The sequence below is a fragment of the Bifidobacterium gallicum DSM 20093 = LMG 11596 genome (genome assembly GCF_000741205.1).
Taxonomy (GTDB): Bacteria; Actinomycetota; Actinomycetes; order Actinomycetales; family Bifidobacteriaceae; genus Bifidobacterium; species Bifidobacterium gallicum.
Window position 1 is genome coordinate 96564 of the sequence record NZ_JGYW01000003.1, and the last position, 18815, is coordinate 115378.

Consider the following 18815-nt stretch of genomic DNA (forward strand, 5'->3'; position numbering starts at 1 on the left):
CCGGCTTGGCGCGAGCACCAGTTTGTTGGCTATTTTTATTTCTGCCAACCCTCATCACATCCCCGAACGTCATGGCTGCGCCTCGCTGCCGGGCATGATGCCTTGGGCGTACACTGATACAGTCTTGACCTCGGCAGGTCGCCAGTCCTGCCTGACGATGGCGTGGGAGAGGAACCGTATCGACCATGAAGCAACGCATCCGTTATTTCGATATTGCCAAAGGCATCGGCATACTCTGCGTGGTATTGGGCCATGCCGCCATCGAGACGATGGTGTTGTTCAATTCGAACATCGCCAAAGAGATGGTGGCCATTTGTTTCTCATTCCACATGCCACTGTTCTTCCTCTTGGCTGGCTACTTCATCCATCCCGAGCGCAAGTTCCAATGGCTCAAGGAAAGCAAGCAGCTAGTTTTCACCTACATTCTGGCAGCCGTGCTCGTCGTGGGTGGCGCCACGGCGCTGGCCGCGCTCAGGCATACCGGCATACGTGAAGTGTTTGAATTCTGGTTGTACGCAGCCACGTATGGCAGCGGTGACGTGTCGGGCAACACGTTGTGGGTGGTGCAAGGACGCATCGGTGCCATCTGGTTCCTGCTGGCCATGTTCTGGGCGCGGTTGCTGATCCATGCGTTCGCAAGACTGCCTTACACGGGCATGTGGGTGGTGCTGGCTTTTGTCGTAGGGTGGGAAAGCTCCAAATTTGTCACATTGCCTTGGAGCATCCAGCCGGGCCTGTGCGCCACAGTATTCCTATATATCGGCTACCAAGCCAAGCAGCATGACGTGCTGGGCGCGCTCAAACGCAGCCCATGGCTGTGGATTGTGGCGGCGTTGTTCTGGATTGCAGCGATCCATTGGTTCACAGGGTTCTCAATGGCCATGAACAATTACGGCATGTATCCCGTGTTGGCCGCCGTCGGCGCCATCGCGGGCACCGTCTGCGTCGTGGGCATTTCGCAAGCCATCGACCACGCCAGCTGGCTCAAATCCTGGCTTGGCACGTGGCTGACCAAAGCCGGCCAAGCTTCGTTGGCCATACTGTGTGTGCATCTGGTTGAAGACGACGTGTTGCCATGGACGCAGATATTCACGGCCATCAACGCGCGCATTGCAGGATTCCCGTTTGTCATCATCGCGTTCGCGTTGCATCTGGCCATCGATTTGCCGGGTGCATGGCTGCTCTATCACATTCCAGGCATCAACGGATGGTTCTACCCGATGCGCGCCAAAGGCCGCGCGACGATGCCACACAAGAACACCCCGGCACACGAACTGCATGAGGAGCCAATGTCCGACGGCAGGCCCGCACAGGAGCTGCCGACTGTCATAGGCGGCGACCAACAGTAACGCCGCGAGCCAAGCGGTCTGATTGTTCGGCTTGCTTGGCTACGATGGCAACCATAACCCATACACTCCGCAACGGTCATAACGGCCGGTTTGCATATCAAGGATTTCCAGTGGAGGCACACACCATGAGCACTACCCCGGCACCATCCGCATCAAGCGCGTCAGCCGAGCTCAGGAAGCCACCGTATCTGCTGGTGGTCGTGCCTTGCTACAACGAGGAGGAAGTGCTGCACAGCAGCGCCGGCATCCTGCACGAACAAGTCGCCACACTGGTCGACAACGGCGATGTGGCCGCCAATAGCGGCATCCTGTTTGTGGATGACGGTTCAAAAGATTCCACCTGGCGCATCATTGAGGAATTGCATGAGCAAGACGGCACGATGTTCCATGGCGTCAAGCTCGCGCATAACAAGGGCCACCAGAACGCGCTGCTGGCCGGCATGACCTATGCGTACGACACAGGCGTCGACGCGATCATCTCGCTGGACGCTGATTTGCAAGACGACCCGAACGCCATCACGACAATGGTCAACGACTACCGCTCAGGCGCTGAGATCGTCTATGGCGTGCGCGACAACCGCGATACCGATACGGCGTTCAAGCGCGGCACGGCTGTCATGTTCTACAAGGTCATGAACGCGTTGGGCACCGAGACCATCCCGAACCATGCTGATTATCGCTTGTTGAGCCGCAAAGCCTTGGCCGCGTTGATGCAATACCAGGAAGAGAACCTGTTCCTGCGTGGCATCGTGCCGAGCATCGGTCTGCCTTCGAGCAAAGTGTATTACAAGCGTGGCGAGCGCCAAGCCGGTGAATCGAAGTATCCGTTGCACAAGATGGTGTCGTTCGCCGTCGAGGGCATCACATCGTTTTCGGTCAGGCCGTTGTCAATCATCACGGGCCTGGGCATCGTATCGATCATTGTTAGCATCGCCATGCTGATTTACACGTTGGTGTCGGTCGGCAATGGCCATGCTGTGGCGGGTTGGGGTTCGCTCATGTGTTCATTGTGGCTAATTGGCGGCTTGATTCTTATTTCCTTGGGTGTGATTGGCGAATATATCGCCAAGATTTACATCGAAGCTAAACATCGTCCGCGGTTCATTATTGAACAGGCCATCTGAATATTGACGTATGGGCCATCAAGCCACTTGACCGCACAAGACGCCATCGCAGCACAGCGATGGCGTCTTGTGCTTTGTTGACTCTGTGCCCAACATCACCGGTCGTTTTTCCCCCCCCCCCCTCACATTGCCCATACCAGCATTCATATGGTGAGCATCCTGTGGTAATACACCAAGGCATCGTACACAATTCTTCTTGTTTCCTTTATGCTGCATATGCAGAGAATTGCTGCGAACTATGCATGATTGTTGTTGTGCATATACGGGAATAAAGAGGAAAAAAGAGGGGAAGGGCAATTATGCGTCATTCAAAGTTCAAGGCAGCAGCCGCGCTGATTATCGGCGCCAGCCTGGCCCAAGGCGCCATTTTTCCAAGCATTGCGCTCGGCGACCATTTGGACACCGATGTGCCCACATACACTGTCGAAGCCATGAATGCGGACGGTACACCAGCCGCGAGCAACGATTTCGATGATCAGACCACATCTCCTGCCAATAATGGCAAGCCTTCTACTTCCACGAATGTAACGCCGGACGCCACGGACACACCGTCCACGCCTGACGCCACTGAACCTTCCCAGCAGCCTTCATCCGGCGCCGGCACCGACACCGACGCAGACGCCGACGCCGGCACAAACGACGATGCCGATGCCACCACGCCGGACGACGGCCAGCAGCAACCGAACGTCGACGTCGACGCTAACACCGACCCCGATGCCGACACCGCAGACACCAAAGAAACCCCGCGCTTGATGTCCGCCAAGAACGATAAGGATTCCAAGGAGCAGCAAGACACCGTCACACCACCTTCTCCTGATTACACGGGTTGGGTCGACCACAAGGGTAAGCGCTACTGGTTCGACAACGGCACGATGGCCAAGGGCAAGGAAATCTTCGACCAAGACTCCAACGCCTGGTACTTTGTCGAGTCCGACGGCACGATGGCCAAAGACAAGGATGCCTATATCCGTACCGGCTCGGGCAAATGGATTCGCTTGGCCAAAGACGGCAAGCGTGTGCATGGTGAGAACTACCGCAACGGCAGCTGGTATTACTTTGATACCAAGACTGGCGCGATGCTCAAGGGCGTGCGCCTGATTCCCGTCAAGGGCGGCGGCTCCAAGTGGGTCTATTACGATCTGCAAACCGGCAAGATGGCCCATGGTGAAAAGTATCTGAACTACGACAAGGAACACACGGGCTGGTATTACTTCCATCCCGACACGGGCGCGATGCAGTATGGCTTCATCTACCACGGCAACGCCAAAAAGTGGGTGTTCTACCATCGTCAGAACGGCAAGATGCTCTACGGCGAGCAGTGCATCGACAAGGGCTGGTATTTCTTCAACAAGACGACGGGCGCCCGCGCGCACGGCTTCACGAACCTGCCCGGCAAGCGCGTGTTCTATAACACGTCGAACGGCCGCATGGTGTACGGCGCCACGCTGATCAACGACCGCCCCTACTTCTTTGACAAGACGACGGGACGCCAGTGGTCCAAGAACGAACTGGTCAACAAGATCGTCTCGACGGCGCGCAGCTTCCGTCTCAAGCACCCCGACTGCCCTGGAGCGTTGGCACTTAACGGCGGCATCATCTGCCCGCAAGGCCCGTGCATGTCGTTCGTCTGGTATGTGTTCCATGCCGCCGGTCTTGACGTGTTCCTGTGCAACGGCGGCGCCGTCAATGGCCGTCCGTCCGGCATTCCCGACGACAATTATTCGTGGTATGCCAAACGCGGCCGCATCAGCTCGTCACCCAAGGTTGGCGACATCGTGTTCTGGCGCTTTACGAACGGCTACAGCTGGTCAACAAACGCCAGCCACGCCGGCATCGTCGTCAACGTGGCCCCCGGCAAGATCACGGTCATGGACGCCGCGTTCAACAATATTGACGAACGCCCGATTTACTCATCGTATTATCCGTCCACCCCGATGTTCGCCACGCCGTACTACGGCTGACATCCGATCCCGGAGCGTTGGGTACGGAAAACATTGATTATTATTTCCGCCAACCTCCATGGCTTCACCAAAGCCCTGACCGTCTGGTCAGCAAAACTGCAGTTCCGGACCCCAAACCGCAGTTTTTCTTACCAAGCTGGTCAGGAAGATTACAGTTTCGCCCCCCCCCAAACCGCGTCTCCCCTGACCAGGCTGGTCAGCAAAACTGCAGTTTCGCCCCCCAAACCGCGTCTCTCCTTACCAGGCTGGTCAGGAAAACTGCAAGTGGGGTTCAAAAGTGCATAATCGGATCGGGGTTCGCGGCGAGGGCGGCGGAAGCATGAAAAAAGGGTTTTCGCGAAGAAGCGAAAACCCTGAGGGCGGAGGATGCGAGATTCGAACTCGCGAGGCTGTTACACCAACACGCTTTCCAAGCGTGCGCCATAGGCCACTAGGCGAATCCTCCAAAGCATTGCAAATTGAATTATTGCAAGCAACCTGAGTAAAGCTACCACAAATTATTACCTGCATCAAGTCAGCGTGTCGTCTACATGCCGACGAATCCTCTTTCCTCGCCCTACAATCCTCTGCCCGCGCAACGCAAGCCGTCATCGGGAAATTCAGTACGAATAGTGTGTCGGGGTTGCGTCGACACTGCGCGCATGCGCTGTGGCACCGCCGTTACCGCCAGAGTCACTGCCGCCACGCCCCTCACGCCCGATGCCGTCGGCAGCTTGCGAACGGGAAGCGGCCGTTCCATGGGATCCGCTGACTGTGGCGGGGGCATTCGTCGACGTAATTTCCACGGTCACCTCCCGGTTGGCACAGTCATTGAACACGCCACAGCTCAGCGCCACCACAATGCCGGCCACAATCAACACGATGACGGCGATCACAATCTTTCCAACCGGCGATTTTTTGGGCGTCCCATTCCCCGGATTCTTGCCATTCTTGCCATTCTTGCCGTTTTCGCCGTATCCGCTGCCGTTTTCGCCGCTCTTGTCACCCGCGCCATCACCGGTTCGCCCAATCGTTTGCTGAGGCGCATTCCCCATCACGGAACGCCCAGTCACGCCGCTTCCCGTCACGGCATTCCCCATCGCGGACGCTTGCGTTTCACTCGTCCCCATCACGGACGCTACTTGCGCATGGGCCATGTCCATATCCGTCACAGCCATGCGCGCTCTGGCCATATGTTCAATATCGATCGGCCGCATCTGCGTCGTCTTCACATCTGCCGACTGCACATCCGCTCCGCGCCGCGCACCCGCTGGCTGCATATCATCGATCTGCGCACCCGCTTTGGGCGCATAGTGCTTTCGTCTGTTTTCTATCGTCGTCTGCGAGCCACTGCTCTGCGACGTGTGGTGTTTCAGTGAGGTCACGGCAACGTTCCTTCAGTGCTCCAGACAAGTCCCGTCAGGGGCTCGCCTACTGTTGTTGCGCCGGCATGGACCCCGTTTCAGGGTTCAGTTCCATTCTTTCCATGCGGTGAGTTTCATTGCCTTTGAATCTAACGACGCACTCTTTGGGTTCCATGGGAATTCCCGCAACACTGGCATGGGGAATCGCAGGCAACGCCTTGGAAACCCCCCGAAAAGCGTTGAAACAGGCCGAATCAGCTGAGTTGTGACAATGTTGTGAGCATTGCCCGCTCAGCTGGTTCGACCTGTCACGTTCGACGGTTCCTGTCTATCGGCACCGTCCGTCAGCGTTACGATGCGTTACGATGCGTTATACTGCGTTACGCTACCTCACGTATGCAGCTCATCGCAGCCCTCAATTTTGGCTTGCAACGCATTGAGATGGCCGTCCAAATCATGGACCATCAATGCCCGCGCCGCTTTCCTGGCTTGCGCCGGGTCGGGCAGCCGGTTGAGCAGCACGGCCGCCATGTTGTCGGCCATCTGCAGCATCCAGTAATCCCAGATTTCGCGTTTCGAGGGAGCCTCACCACGATGTTGCGCATCCTGCATTTCGCAGCGCACCACCATCGACAGCGGCAACGACTGGAATCCGGCCTGTTCCACAATGCGCCCGTGTTCCGTCATCCAGTTCACCGTGTTCTGGAAGCGCACGCGGTCGCGTCGCTCAAACGCCGTGCGCAGCATTTCGGCATGGAACGATCCGATCAACGAGCCGGCCACGTCGTTGAGCAGCACAGGATTTTCCCACGCCTTCATGTTCGGCAGCACCGCGCCGTCCCGCACGCATTGCATGATTTCGTCCATCTTCATCGTTGGCGTGTTCCACAAGGCTTGGTACGCCTCGATTACGCGTTCAAGGTCGTACAAGTATCGCCGGTCGATCAACTGCATCGTGCGCGTCCACTCACGTTTCGCTGCGGGCTGGGTTTCTTGTGGTTCTGGTGATTCCTGTGATTGCGACTCAAGCAGGTCATGGTATCGTTGCAGATCCCGTGCGTACTCAAGGTCCGCCTGCGCGCGCAATTGCAGCAAGTAATCCATCACTTCGCGATGATGCAGTACGGGGGCCGGTCCCATGAAGGCGTTCACATCCGCCGAGTCGCGCAGCAACGGCCTGCCAATGTCTTGTTGCAACAACAGCATGGATGCCATGTTCACGCTGGGATGATCATCAACCCCCCAGGTCAGGCAACAGTATGCGGCCACGCGATACGTTTCATCAGCGAAATCGCGCATCATCGATTCAATGGCGTTGGCTGTGCCGTAGCGTTCAATGCCCGAACCATGCAGCCAACGGGCCATGCGACGACCCGTGACGGGCCCCAGGATCGGCATCGTCGGTGCGGGTTGTTGCATGACTTGCGCCACTTTGGCATCGTTGATCAGCACGTATAGCCATGTGCAGATGTCGTATTGCTCAGTCCACGTCATGACGTGCTGCAACAATGCGTGGCACCATTCCACGAGTGCCGTGTCGGCACAGGCGGCAGCCCAGTCGAACATGCGTGTCCAATGAGGGCTGCCAAACAACTGCAATGATGTGCGATGCAAATCGGCGTCGATGCACGAATCATCTTCAAGCATGCGGTCAAACGCCTTGCCGGTCAGTTTGAGCGTGGAGTGGCCATCGAGCCTGCGCTCAACAGCTTCCTCAAACTGGTCGGAGAAGTCGATCAGGGCTTGCACAAAATCATCATCACGCATCGCATATCGCAACGCTTTGGGGCGCACGATTGTGTCATCATGCGAGGCGCCATTGTTCGTGGCATCCATGTTCATGTTCATCGAGGCGCTCATCCGACCACCCCCCAATCCTGTTCCCCATTGCGTTCACGGGCGAACATGCGGTCATGGTTATCCCGTTCGTCGTCATCGTCATCGACGAATGCGACCACGTCGTATGGCGTTTCCTCGGCTTCGTCAACCGGCCCAAATGGTGCGGACGGTTGCGCTATTGGGGAATGCGCCGCATCGAACGAGTCGCCCGACCGTCCCTTGACACACATCATCACTGCCGGTTGCGGCAACTGGTTGAGCATATGGTCGAACATGGCATCATCTCCGCGCATCAACGCGACTGCCATATCGCGCAACCATGCGCTGTCAGGCATGCGCAGCAACAGCACACCGGCCAGGTCATAGGCCAAATCGCGATACTGTTCGCACAAGGTGTTGCGGAACACCAACCGCGTATCGCCCGCATGCGCCAACATGGCTTGGGACCGGTGCACCATTGCAGACATCATCTCAAGCAATCCCATGCGTTCCACCATGTCAAGACGAATGCGCAACAAATCGGCCATCTGCTCGAACGCGACGAGATCATGCTGCTCAAACGCCTGCATGAGCCGTTCTCCCGCACCGGGGCCAAGCAATCGTCCGGCAGTTTCAGCCAGATGCACAGGATTCTTCCACAGCGCCTGTTGAGGCTTCGCATTGCGTTCTTCCAATGCCAGCAACAACTCACCAGGATCGTCAACGAACTCATCCCAAAGTTCACCCAACGCATCCAGCAACCGTTGGCCATCATCCACGAACCGCATGGATTCGCGCATCATACGGTCGGCTATGCCTTGCAACGAATCGCGCGGCGAAAAACCGTCCAGTCCCACGGTGCCGTTGATACGCACGTAGTCCAAATCGGCTTCCAGCCGCAATGCACCCACATAGTCGACCACACGGCGGTAGCGCGTATCAGGGTCGGCACGGCGCCCCACACGTTCATCTTCACGCATCATGGCCATGCCAATATGCGGGTGGCTGGCTAGCATGCATGCCACGTCAAGATGCAGCGTACGCAACTCATAAGGAATCGAGTCGTCGCCGCTACCCCAACAGGTCAGCACATAAATGGCCAGGCGATTGCATTCTTCGGCATACCGCCACATGTCTTCGATGAGCGCATCCGACGCAACGCCACGCGCAGGCCGCTGCCGGGCACTGTTCAATGTTTGTTTGCGCAGTTGGATTCCGATATCAGCGATGCCCATCGGCCTCATGATCGGCATGTTCGCACTCGGCTGGTGCAACATGGCTGAAATGTTGGCATCATTGAGCACATCATAGAGCCATACGCATAACCCGCCAGTGCTCGTCATCAATGACGCTTTCGACAAAAACCTGCGCACGAGCGCAATGAGGTTGCGGTCACGCGTCAACGTGGCCAACAGCATCGTATCGACCCAATGCGAAGCGCCGAACGCGTCGAATCCCAGCCGCATCAGCTGTTCATCGACAAGCCCGGTCTGCACGAGCGCCATGGCGTCAAATCCCCAAGGACGCCGATACCCGACCACCACGGGAATCCCTGCGAACTCATCATGCTCAGACTGGCGATCCTCCGGCGCATCATGCGTGGTTTGACCATGGCGCATGTCGGCAGGGCTGCCATCCACAGGCTGTGCATCATGACTCGCAGGTTCGGATTGCCCTTGGTGGCCTTCCTGATGGACGTCCTGGTGTGCGTTCTGGGGCGTGGCCTGGTGTTTGCCCTGACGCTTGGCCCGGTGTTTGCCTCCATGCTTGGCTGAGCTCGCACGTCCCGCGCCATGCCGGATACGTTCCAGTTCCTGCAGCAAGCGTTCAGCCTCCCGCCCTATCGACTCCTCATCAGCAAGTGGCAGCTGCGTGATTGGACCGAACGCTTCGACTTCCTCAACAGCAGCCGCATGGCGCGCACAATCGGTATGCACGCCGGCCTCGCGAGCGCCACCCTCGTCAGCCTGCCCATCATCCATGGCGGCATGACGGCCAGTGCGCTGCTCGCACATTTGTGTGCAGAGCACCGCTTCGAACCGTTGCCGTAACTGGTCGATCAGTACGGCATAGGTTGTGGCTCCGGTTTGCTGCATTGTGGTTTGACTCATGAAAATGGGTCCCCTTCTTCTGTGGTTCTGCTGTGAACCGTTGTTCTCCTGTTGCGCTGGCTTGACCGACGTGTTCTCCCCCGGCCAATCAAGTCGCACACATCCAGTGCCCAAGCAGGGCCCGGATGCATGATTCACTGTGCCGCCAACAGCTGTTACGACCACCTTTACATCGAGGGCGGTTCTGGATAAGTGCACAAATGCATCGGTATCCACAGCCTGTGCACATTTGCCCGACACATTGCGCCAATAGCCCGTCAACTGCAATCTCGCCGTTGTGCCATATGACTACAGTGGCCTGCAGGACTACCATCTGCCACCTACCGATGAGGAGAGGCATTCATGTTTGCATTGAGGAACGCTTGGGCGGCACTGATGCGCCATAAGCTGCGCACACTGCTCGTGGTGCTCGTGTCACTGTTGACCGTGATTGGCACCATGGCCAGCGCATCAGTGATCCATCAGGCCAATTACATGGCCACCACCGCTTACGATCAGCAAAAACCGTTTGCACAAATCCGTCCGAACGCATCATTGTTGGCCGATCGCGCCGGTGACAACAGTGCATACACCGACCATTATTTGACGTGGGACCAATACACGGAAATCTCGAATCTGCTCAACGCCGCGCATGTGCGATTCGGCTATAGCATTTGCGAATCGGTGCCCGTACGCTCCAGCAAGACGTTGCAGCCCGTCATGTCGAACGCCACGAAAGACGCCGACGAGTCCAAGACGGGCGGCGATTTCACATTGCAGTCGTTCTACACGGCTGAAGCCAAGCAGCTCAACGAATGGGGTCCGTACACGATTGTGTCTGGCCAGGATGTGTCGTTCAATGCGCAAACCGACCTGACCGCGCGTGACGCGATCATTTCCGAATCATTGGCCAACAAGAACCATCTCAAGGTGGGCGACAAGTTCACAATCGGCAACCCGACCGATACCAAAACCACTTATGAATACACGGTCAGCGGCATTTACCGGTATACGGGCGAGCCATTGGACGGATCAATCGCGGCCAACGGCACCGATGCCACATTCGCCAAAGACGACCGTGAGAACGTGATTTACACGTCGTATTACACGTTCGCCGTCACAGGCCTCGATGTGACGGGCACGAAGGGCTGGGCCAAGCCTGATTTGAATATCGTGTTCACGTTGGACTCCCCGAAGACGTTTGAAGCGCTCAAGAAAGCGATCGCCGATTCCAAGTTCGCTAAGGATTACACGGTCAGCTCCCCCACGCTGGACGCGTATCAGCAGTCCCATGCGGGGCTTGATGCCGTACGCCAGAACATGGTGATCATGCTCGTGTGCACGCTGAGCATTGGCGGCGCGTTGCTGTTGCTGTTCACGCTGTTGGGTTGCGTGCCGCGCCGCGAGGAAATCGGCAATGCGCTGCTGGTGGGTGTGACGCGCGTGCAACTGGGTTGGCAGTTCATGCTCGAAGTGTTCCTGCCGATGTTCCTCGGCGCGTTCATTGGCTGGATTATTGGCGTGTTCGCGTCCGACCCGCTCGGCAACGCGATCAGCTCCACACAGCTCGTGCAGATTACGGGCGCGATCAAGGGCAATACGGCATGGATTGGCGCGCTCGCGATTCTCGTGTTCATGATCATAGCGGCCGTGCGCGTCGCCTGCTTCCCGAAGATGGCGTTGTTCACGTCGCCTTACGCGCCCGACCCCAACAGCATCGAGCGTGCAGGCATGCAAGTGCCGGCAACCCAGGCTGCATTTGCCGAACAGCATGACCAGCAGTTGGATACACACATCGACGACCGCAACCACGTTGACGGCAACATTGACGACCCTGACCAGAACGACCCACAGGAGCAGTGACGATGACTGAACCACAGCATAACGACGACACGTTCGAGCCGGCTCCCGAGTCGAAGGTGCCCGACAGCATCCAATTCGCCGTGGATTACGACGATGATCTGCTTGAAAGCGAACTGTATGCCGACGATCTGGCCAACAATGATCCATCAGCGTTCGTCGACGCCATGGAAGCGGCCGAGGTGCTCGAGCAAGCCGACCATCGCGAACACGAGGTCCAAGATGCCCAGGGAACCCAAGGCTCCAAGCCAGCCAACGAAGACCAAGCAGCCAAGCATTCGTCAGCGCAAGCAACCTCCGCTGACACCGCCAGCACCAGCACCGCCAACGCAGTAGACACAGCTGCTGCATCTGATACAGCTGACACATCCTCTGCTGCCGATGCCGCCGCTTCCGCCAGTCCAGCCACAACCCGAGCAACCACCGCAACCCCCGCGCCCACCGCATCAGGCACCACGTCCACGCGCGTCAGCGCGCGTCTCGACCACGAGCTGCATGAGAGTGACGACGCGGCCGCGGACGCCGTGTTCAAGGCCTATCCGACCTACCAGTTCTCGCATGTCAGCGTCGAGCATGACCACGAGCGCGTCCTTGATGACGTGTCGTTCGCCTGCCAGGCCGGCACGGCCACGGCGCTGCTCGTAAGCGCCGACAAGCCCGATCAGCATGCGATGCTGCTGGCCGTGATGTCCGGCATCGTCTACCCAACTCAGGGCGATGTGATGGTGCGCAGCCAAAACATTGGCCACATGCTGCCCCATGAGGTACGCGGCCACCATCTGGGATTGATGCTGCAACAGTTCTCGCTGCGTTCTGACTTGGATGCCGAACACAACCTGATCTATGCGATGCAAGCCTCGCAACGCAACTTCCTCAAGCCGCTGCCGATTCTCGCCCAGGAAGCGCTCGCCCAGGTCGGCTTTGAGCAGGGCGGCCGCGCCACTGCCGTCGGCAAGCTTGACGTGATGGCCCAGCATCGCGTCGCGTTGGCGCGTGCGCTGTGCCGCGAGCCCGACGTGCTGATCGCCGACGAGCCCACGGCCACGCTCGACGCGTCCGACGCGGCCTCGTTCCTGCAACTGCTGACCAAGCAGGTCGGTGAAGGCAACAAGCAGCGCGCCGTGATCGTCGTCACAAGCGACCCGCAAGTGGCCTCCCAAGTCGGCAACGTCATCTCAATCGACTGAGCCGCCAGTTTCAGCCACCAATTACAGCGAGAGGGCCTTGGGAACTTCCCAAGGCCCTCATTGCATCGCCAGTCACTGTTCAGCGCCAGTCACTGTTCAGCGCCAGTCACAGTTCAGCGCAAGTCACTGCACAACACCATCCGCTGCTCACACCCCCGCTTCACGCTGCACCGCCGGCCGCTCATTTGATTTGCATGCCGTACTGCTCGGCCAACGCCGCAATATCAGGCTCGCCATATTTGCGCACGAGTTCAAGCCACTCGCGTTTGTTATCCTCGCCCCAGCGCGCGGCTTTGCGTGCGTATGATTCGGCCGTCAGGAAGCGTGGCGGCACCGACTTGCTGTGGTATTTATCGGCCACCATCACAACTTCCTGCTCAAGGTTCATCGGCACGTAGTCGGCTGGCGGAATCGGCAGGTGCTGCCGCTCGACTTCATCCATCGTCAGGCCCACGCCCGTATGGTTGCGCGCGTACTGCGCAATCGACTCGTCAAAGCCCGCGGCGCGCAGCAGATCGTAGCCGATTACGCCGTGCTGCACGTAGTTCGGCCCGTCAAACTGCAGCGGCTCGCCATTCGTGCCGTCGTTGACAATCAGTTTGTAGACGCCAATGTCGTGCAGCAGCGCGCCGAGTACGGGCATGCGCGCGTCAATATAGCGCGGCGGCACCATGCCGCCCGTCACGCCGTCCGTCGCCGGAACGGTGAACACTTGCGTTTCGTCCGTTTCGATGATGGTTGATTTCTGCTCGTCTTCGCGTGGCTCAACCATGCTCTCGCCCGCCAACGTCGCGTAATCGCCCGTGCGTTCAATCGCATCATTGGGCAAGGTACAGCGGCGCATGAACAATGCGTTCTGGCGGTGAATCAGTCGCGCCGTAATATCGGCAACAATCTTGCAGTGTGTAAATACCAGATCAAAAGCGGCCTCAGAAGGCGCCAGCTCATGATGCAGCCGTTCAATATCGGCCACGGTGGGAATCGTATCGGTCATATCAACCATCCTAGAACGGTTGAGACAATGCTGGCTTTGATTCACGTGAAACGAGTATTGTCAAACGGGCGTGGCACGCGCGGACAACGTTACTGAATGCGGCGCAAACGCTGGGGAGGAGTCGTTGTCAGGAACAACGGCTGCACCTCGATCAGCGGATTGTACGGGGCCAAACCGAACCATTTGACTGGAGAACCGGCGACGTGACGGATCGCGTACTTCATCTCCAAAGCCCACGCACCGCGCGTCGAAACCTTCGACTCCGGCATCAGTGCCTTATGAATCAGCACGTATTTGATCGGACCAACGTCCGGATCCGAATCCACTTTCGGATACACGGTCTTCTGCATTGGCAGATCGTGCGTCTTGATCAGGTCGTGCATGATCTGGCGGATGTAAGCCGGCACGCACTGCTGCATTTTGAAACCGAGCGTGATGCGCACACGGAACATGTAATCGGTGCCGAAATTTTCAACCTCATACTCGCGCGTATACGGTTCGTCGGATGTGGTCACACACACGCTCCACCAGGCGCGCGCACGCTTGGGATGGTCGGCGAAAATCGAGAAGAACACGTCCGTGTCGATGCGACCCAAATCAGGATCCGACGTCAAATAGACGATGTTGTCGGCAAAATACGGGATCGAATCGTCGTCATGCAAGCGTTGCAGCACAGGCAGGCAATCTTCGGGACGCATGTGACGGCGTTGCGCGCGCTCAATTTTCGTGCCCTCGTTCCACACATACATGATGCCGAGAATCACAATCATCAGCAGCATCGTGAACCAGCCGCCATGCAGGAACTTGGCCATCGACGCAAGGAAGAACATGACCATGATTGTGGGGAACAATACGCCAAACAGCACGGCGGACACGCGGTTGATATGCCACAAATGCACGGTCACCAAAATCGACGTCATGATCATCGTGATCGTCAATGCCAAGCCATACGCGGCCGCGATGTGTTCGGAATCATGGAACAGCAACATGACGCCGATCGTGGCCACACACAGCACGCCATTGACCACAGGAATGTAAATCTGGCCGCGCGTGCGCGCCGGATAACGCACTTGCAGATGCGGCATCCAGTTGAGTCTCGTCGCCTCGGACACAATCGTGAACGCGCCGGAAATCAACGCCTGCGACGCGATGATGCCGGCCAACACGGCGAGCAGCACGGCAATGAAACGCATGGTGGGATGCATCATCTCAAAGAACGGGTTCGGCACGGTCGTCACATACGACGGATTCTCCTCATTGTGGATCATCCATGCGCCTTGGCCGAAATAGCACAGCACAAGGCACACGTTGACAAACGGCCAAGTCGCGTAAATGTTGGCGCGGCCCACATGGCCCATATCGGAATAGAGCGCTTCAGCACCCGTGATCGACAGGAACACAGTGCCCATCAGCGCGATGCCCGCATGGTTGTTGCCGCTGAACAGGAACATCACGCCATACGCCGGGTTCAACGCACGCAGCACGCTCCAATCGTTGGCCAAATTGATCGCGCCTTCCACGCCGATGAACAGGAACCAGACCAGCACGACCGAGCCGAACACTTTGCCAATACGTTCCACGCCATGCGACTGGATTGAGAACAGCACGAGCAGCACCACGATCGTGATCATCAGCGTCAGATCTTTGTTCTCGGTAAACACGCCTTCCAACGCGGGCAGAGTGCGCAAACCTTCCACAGCGGACGAAATCGACATGGCCGGAGTCAGCATCGAATCAGCCAGGAACGCCGATCCGCCGATCATGGCAGGAATCACGAGCCATACGCCATATTTGCGCAACAGTGAATACAGTGCGAAGATGCCGCCTCCACCATTGTTGTCGACGCGCATGCAAATCAGCACGTATTCAATCGTTGTGATCAGCGTGATCGTCCAGAAAATCAATGACATCATGCCGATGACGGCTTCGGAGTCAGCGTTTGGCAGACCGCCTTGCCCCGAAAGGAACGTCTGGCACACGTAGAGCGGTGACGTGCCAATGTCGCCATAGACCACGCCGAGCGCCACGAGCGCCATCGCCGCCGTGACTTTGCGGTTGCTTGACATGCGCGGTCGCCCCGGGCCAGAGACGGCAGTTGCGCCGGATGCGCCTTGGGTTGCAGCGGCAGATTGGGGATTGGCTGAAGTATTGGATTCCCCTGGAGTGGGCAGATTGCGACCAGCTTGCCGAGGCAAGGCATCGCCATTGGCCACCTGTGACGGTTGCGACATCACGATTCCTTTCATCGGCGGGCACCATCCCGCCAGAAACAAACGCAATCGGCAACACTATGCCCAATCGGCCCCTGTTGCAACTCGCCCTACCGCCAAACAATGGCACAAACTTGCGTGTGATGCGCTATACTTCGCAGCAGTTGGCCGCCTCTGGTTGTCGTGAGCGCAATGTGCGGCAGACAACCATTCTTGACATCCTCCCCCGCCTGTAGAGGCGCGGGATTCCTTGGCCTCACGGCCGAGGATTTTCTGTTTCACAGACTACGCTTCGCACTACAACGTGATTAGTTGTTGTGGTGTTTGCGTCCGTCTCCGCAGACGTTCACCGCAAGCCCTGCGGCGAGGATGTTTTTGGCTGCGTTCACGTCCCTGTCATGGGTTGTGTGGCAGTACGGGCACGTCCATGCCCTGACGTTCAACGGCTTCTTGCCGTTGTTTTTACCGCAGTGGGAACAGATTTGGCTGGATGGGTACCAGCGGTCGATGACGATGAGCTGGCGCCCATACCATGCGGCCTTGTATTCAAGCATGGTACGGAACATGCGCCAGCCCGCGTCCGTGATACTACGGTTGAGTCCGCGTTTCGCTGCCCGACCGTTGGGAAGATACCGACCCGGATGGGCACGGTCTTCCTTCGGGGCGGCTTTGCGGCACATGTTCCGCACAGCCAGGTCTTCCAGCACCACCGTTTGGTTTTCACGGATGATGCGGGTTGACAGCTTGTGCAGGAAGTCCTTGCGCCGGTCGGCGCCCTGCGCCTGAATGCGGGCGACTTTCAGCCGGGCCTTCTCGTAGTTGCGACTTCCCTTCTGCTTGCGGGCCAGATTGCGCTGCGCTTTCCCCAGCCGTTTCGCGTTGCGCTTGCGGAAACGCGGGTTGGGGATTTTCTCGCCGTCCGAGAGCGCGGCGAGAAAATCCACTCCCATGTCGACGCCGATTCGTGTGTCGGTCCTGGGTATCGGCTTGACGTGTTCCTCCACGAGGATGCTCACATGCCAGCGTCCCGCCGCGTCCAAGGATATGGTGACGCTGGAGGGAACGGCTTTCACGGGAAGCGTCCTTGACCAGATGACACGCAACGGTTCCTTCATTTTCGCCAGCTTGAGATGACGCTTGCAGCCGTCCCATGTGAAAGCGTAGCGGGTGAAGGTGGCCGAACCGCCATGCGCCTTGCGTTTGAACGCGGGGAAGTCCCCCGTGTGGTTGAAAAAGCTCGAGTACGCGGTTTGCAGATGACGTAGCGCCTGCTGCAATGGTACGCAGGACACGTCGTTGAGGAACGCCAGCCCTTCGCTTTTCTTCCACCCGGTCAGCGCCTTGCTGGTATCCCGGTAGGACACGTTGCGTTGTTCGCGGGTCCACGTTTCGCTACGCAACGCTAACGCCTTGTTGTAGACAAGCCGGACGCACCCCAATGTGCGCCGTAGCAGGTTCTCCTGTCCCGGCGTGGGATAGAAACGGAACCTGTAGGCCCGTTGTGTCCGACTCGTTTCCATGTTTGTTATTACACCACCATAGAATAACAAACATGAACTCGGCTAACTGCCGCCTACAGAGGCGGCAGTCTGCGCCGAGAAACAAAGATCAAACGCCGTACACACGCTTCGTCGTTTCACGCGTCGCACGCGCCACATCGACCAGCGGCATGTCAAGATGGTCGGCAAGCGCTTGCAGCGTGTAAGGAATCATGTATGGCGCATTTGTGCGGCCACGATACGGCATCGGTGTCAAATACGGCGCGTCCGTCTCGACCATCACATGGTCGAGTCCCACAATGCGTGCCGATTCGCGGATGCTTTCGTTGCCTTTGTAACTGCTGGCTCCGCTCATGCTCAAATACCAGCCATGCTCCTTGGCAATTTGCGCCATGTCGGTGTCGCCCGAATAGCTGTGGAACACGGTGCGTTCAGGAGCGCCATCAGCCAGCAACGTGTCGATGACTTCCCTGTGTGCGTCACGGTCGTGGATTTGCAATGCGAGACCGAGTTCTTTGGCGAGCGCGATATGGTCGCGGAATGCTTGACGTTGCAGTTCTTTGGCGGATTCACCCGTACGGAACAGGTCCATGCCCGTCTCCCCGATGGCCACGACTTGGCGTGGATGGGCGCGCGCAATGCGTGCGACTTCAGCCATTGCTTCGTCAAATGGCACATCATGCCAAGGTTTGTAGCGTACGGGCAGCCCGTCGGGCCCCGGTACGCCACGGTGGCCGTGCAATACGGATTCGTTGGGGTGAATGGCGATGGCCGCGTGCACGCGATCGGGATGTTCAATCGCCATGTCGACGGCCGTCATCAGGTGCGGCAGTTCACAACCGCAGTCGATGACGCCTTCAACGCCGACGGCCGCAGCCTGGTCCAACAGTTCACGCACGCTGTATACGGGCACTTGCGGCTGGCCTTTGCTCACCGCCTCATGGTTCATGGTTTCGCTGAACGGCACGACGGACGCCACATGCGTATGGTTGTCTATGACCTGCGCATCAGCCGGCAAAGACACGGGCGCTGGCGCCCAACTGCGGTCCCTGTGTTTTTTGCTCATCGTTAGCTCCTCGCTCGCCCATGGTTTCAGCCCGTTTCCTTGATGATGATTGCAATATTTTTTGCGTTGATGGTGCAGTACATGGGTGTCCCTGCCTGTTGTGTTTTCCACTATAGTTGTCAGACAGGCGCCTTGAATGTGAGCATTTCGTCTTCGCGCGCGTCCAATGCGACATCGACCGCGTTCTCGTACACAGCGGTTCCCATCCACCGCATCGCCTGCACGGTCATGTCGTGGACGGCTCCCGGTTCGAGCGCGTCCTGCTCGAGCAGCACGTCCCGTCCACAGTTCTCGGGCACCTTGCACGGCCTTTA

The 18815-nt window shown here is 58.1% G+C and carries 13 protein-coding genes and 1 tRNA gene; 5 read left to right on the forward strand and 9 right to left on the reverse strand.

All coding sequences use genetic code 11. The features are described from left to right. Positions 1–185 precede the first annotated feature (185 nt). The 3 genes from BGLCM_RS02510 to BGLCM_RS07955 all read left to right on the forward strand — a co-directional run bounded on the left by BGLCM_RS02510 (position 186) and on the right by BGLCM_RS07955 (position 4434). Complete coding sequence (locus BGLCM_RS02510) at positions 186–1349, forward strand: acyltransferase family protein (protein ID WP_006295415.1); 1164 nt, start codon at positions 186–188, stop codon at positions 1347–1349. Positions 1350–1474: 125 nt separating this feature from the next. Then, on the forward strand, positions 1475–2473 hold the full coding sequence (locus BGLCM_RS02515) for a glycosyltransferase family 2 protein (RefSeq protein ID WP_006295414.1): 999 nt from the start codon (positions 1475–1477) through the stop codon (positions 2471–2473). Positions 2474–2772: 299 nt separating this feature from the next. Further along, positions 2773–4434 (forward strand): CHAP domain-containing protein, encoded by a 1662-nt coding sequence (locus BGLCM_RS07955; protein WP_006295413.1) that lies wholly within the window; start codon positions 2773–2775, stop codon positions 4432–4434. A 360-nt stretch (positions 4435–4794) separates the two neighbouring features. Here BGLCM_RS07955 and BGLCM_RS02525 read toward each other — a convergent pair. The 4 genes from BGLCM_RS02525 to BGLCM_RS02540 form a co-directional block, all read right to left on the reverse strand. Further along, positions 4795–4879 (reverse strand) — tRNA-Ser (locus tag BGLCM_RS02525). Positions 4880–5033: 154 nt separating this feature from the next. After that, positions 5034–5798: a hypothetical protein gene (locus BGLCM_RS02530; protein WP_006295411.1), complete on the reverse strand. Its 765-nt coding sequence runs from the start codon at positions 5796–5798 to the stop codon at positions 5034–5036. Positions 5799–6167: 369 nt separating this feature from the next. Further along, positions 6168–7637 (reverse strand): hypothetical protein, encoded by a 1470-nt coding sequence (locus tag BGLCM_RS02535; protein ID WP_006295410.1) that lies wholly within the window; start codon positions 7635–7637, stop codon positions 6168–6170. Next, the gene (locus tag BGLCM_RS02540) at positions 7634–9706 is read right to left on the reverse strand and encodes a hypothetical protein (protein WP_148401468.1); all 2073 of its coding nucleotides are present in this window, start codon (positions 9704–9706) and stop codon (positions 7634–7636) included. Before BGLCM_RS02540 ends, BGLCM_RS02535 begins: the two co-directional genes overlap by 4 nt. Before the next feature lie 342 nt (positions 9707–10048). Here BGLCM_RS02540 and BGLCM_RS02545 point away from each other — a divergent pair, with 342 nt between their 5' ends. Together BGLCM_RS02545 and BGLCM_RS08685 are read left to right on the forward strand one after the other, a co-directional pair. After that, entirely contained in the window at positions 10049–11548 is a 1500-nt protein-coding gene (locus BGLCM_RS02545) for an ABC transporter permease (RefSeq protein WP_006295408.1), read from the forward strand. A 2-nt stretch (positions 11549–11550) separates the two neighbouring features. Next, positions 11551–12732 (forward strand): ATP-binding cassette domain-containing protein, encoded by a 1182-nt coding sequence (locus tag BGLCM_RS08685; RefSeq protein WP_006295407.1) that lies wholly within the window; start codon positions 11551–11553, stop codon positions 12730–12732. A 181-nt stretch (positions 12733–12913) separates the two neighbouring features. Here the strand turns inward: BGLCM_RS08685 and BGLCM_RS02555 are convergent, their stop codons facing one another. From BGLCM_RS02555 to BGLCM_RS08420, 5 genes are all read right to left on the reverse strand, one after another. Continuing rightward, a complete protein-coding gene (locus tag BGLCM_RS02555; RefSeq protein ID WP_044084666.1) occupies positions 12914–13726 on the reverse strand; it encodes an HD domain-containing protein in 813 nt (270 codons plus the stop codon). An 89-nt stretch (positions 13727–13815) separates the two neighbouring features. Further along, a complete protein-coding gene (locus BGLCM_RS02560) occupies positions 13816–15957 on the reverse strand; it encodes a KUP/HAK/KT family potassium transporter (protein ID WP_238548614.1) in 2142 nt (713 codons plus the stop codon). Between the two features lie 287 nt (positions 15958–16244). Further along, a complete protein-coding gene (locus tag BGLCM_RS02565; RefSeq protein ID WP_006295403.1) occupies positions 16245–17456 on the reverse strand; it encodes an RNA-guided endonuclease InsQ/TnpB family protein in 1212 nt (403 codons plus the stop codon). Between the two features lie 88 nt (positions 17457–17544). Further along, positions 17545–18501, reverse strand: a complete 957-nt coding sequence (locus BGLCM_RS02570; RefSeq protein ID WP_006295402.1) for a TatD family hydrolase — start codon at positions 18499–18501, stop codon at positions 17545–17547. A gap of 119 nt (positions 18502–18620) precedes the next feature. Next, positions 18621–18776: a hypothetical protein gene (locus BGLCM_RS08420; RefSeq protein ID WP_006295401.1), complete on the reverse strand. Its 156-nt coding sequence runs from the start codon at positions 18774–18776 to the stop codon at positions 18621–18623. Positions 18777–18815: the final 39 nt, after the last annotated feature.

Bases quoted from the DNA above. Each gene is read 5' to 3' on its own strand.
- BGLCM_RS02535 (WP_006295410.1), bottom strand. From the start codon at position 7,637: ATGAGCGCCTCGATGAACATGAACATGGATGCCACGAACAATGGCGCC.
- BGLCM_RS02545 (WP_006295408.1), top strand. From the start codon at position 10,049: ATGTTTGCATTGAGGAACGCTTGGGCGGCACTGATGCGCCATAAGCTG.
- BGLCM_RS08685 (WP_006295407.1), top strand. From the start codon at position 11,551: ATGACTGAACCACAGCATAACGACGACACGTTCGAGCCGGCTCCCGAG.
- BGLCM_RS02560 (WP_238548614.1), bottom strand. From the start codon at position 15,957: ATGTCGCAACCGTCACAGGTGGCCAATGGCGATGCCTTGCCTCGGCAA.
- BGLCM_RS07955 (WP_006295413.1), top strand. From the start codon at position 2,773: ATGCGTCATTCAAAGTTCAAGGCAGCAGCCGCGCTGATTATCGGCGCC.
- BGLCM_RS02570 (WP_006295402.1), bottom strand. From the start codon at position 18,501: ATGAGCAAAAAACACAGGGACCGCAGTTGGGCGCCAGCGCCCGTGTCT.
- BGLCM_RS02555 (WP_044084666.1), bottom strand. From the start codon at position 13,726: ATGACCGATACGATTCCCACCGTGGCCGATATTGAACGGCTGCATCAT.
- BGLCM_RS02515 (WP_006295414.1), top strand. From the start codon at position 1,475: ATGAGCACTACCCCGGCACCATCCGCATCAAGCGCGTCAGCCGAGCTC.
- BGLCM_RS02510 (WP_006295415.1), top strand. From the start codon at position 186: ATGAAGCAACGCATCCGTTATTTCGATATTGCCAAAGGCATCGGCATA.
- BGLCM_RS02540 (WP_148401468.1), bottom strand. From the start codon at position 9,706: ATGAGTCAAACCACAATGCAGCAAACCGGAGCCACAACCTATGCCGTA.
- BGLCM_RS02565 (WP_006295403.1), bottom strand. From the start codon at position 17,456: ATGGAAACGAGTCGGACACAACGGGCCTACAGGTTCCGTTTCTATCCC.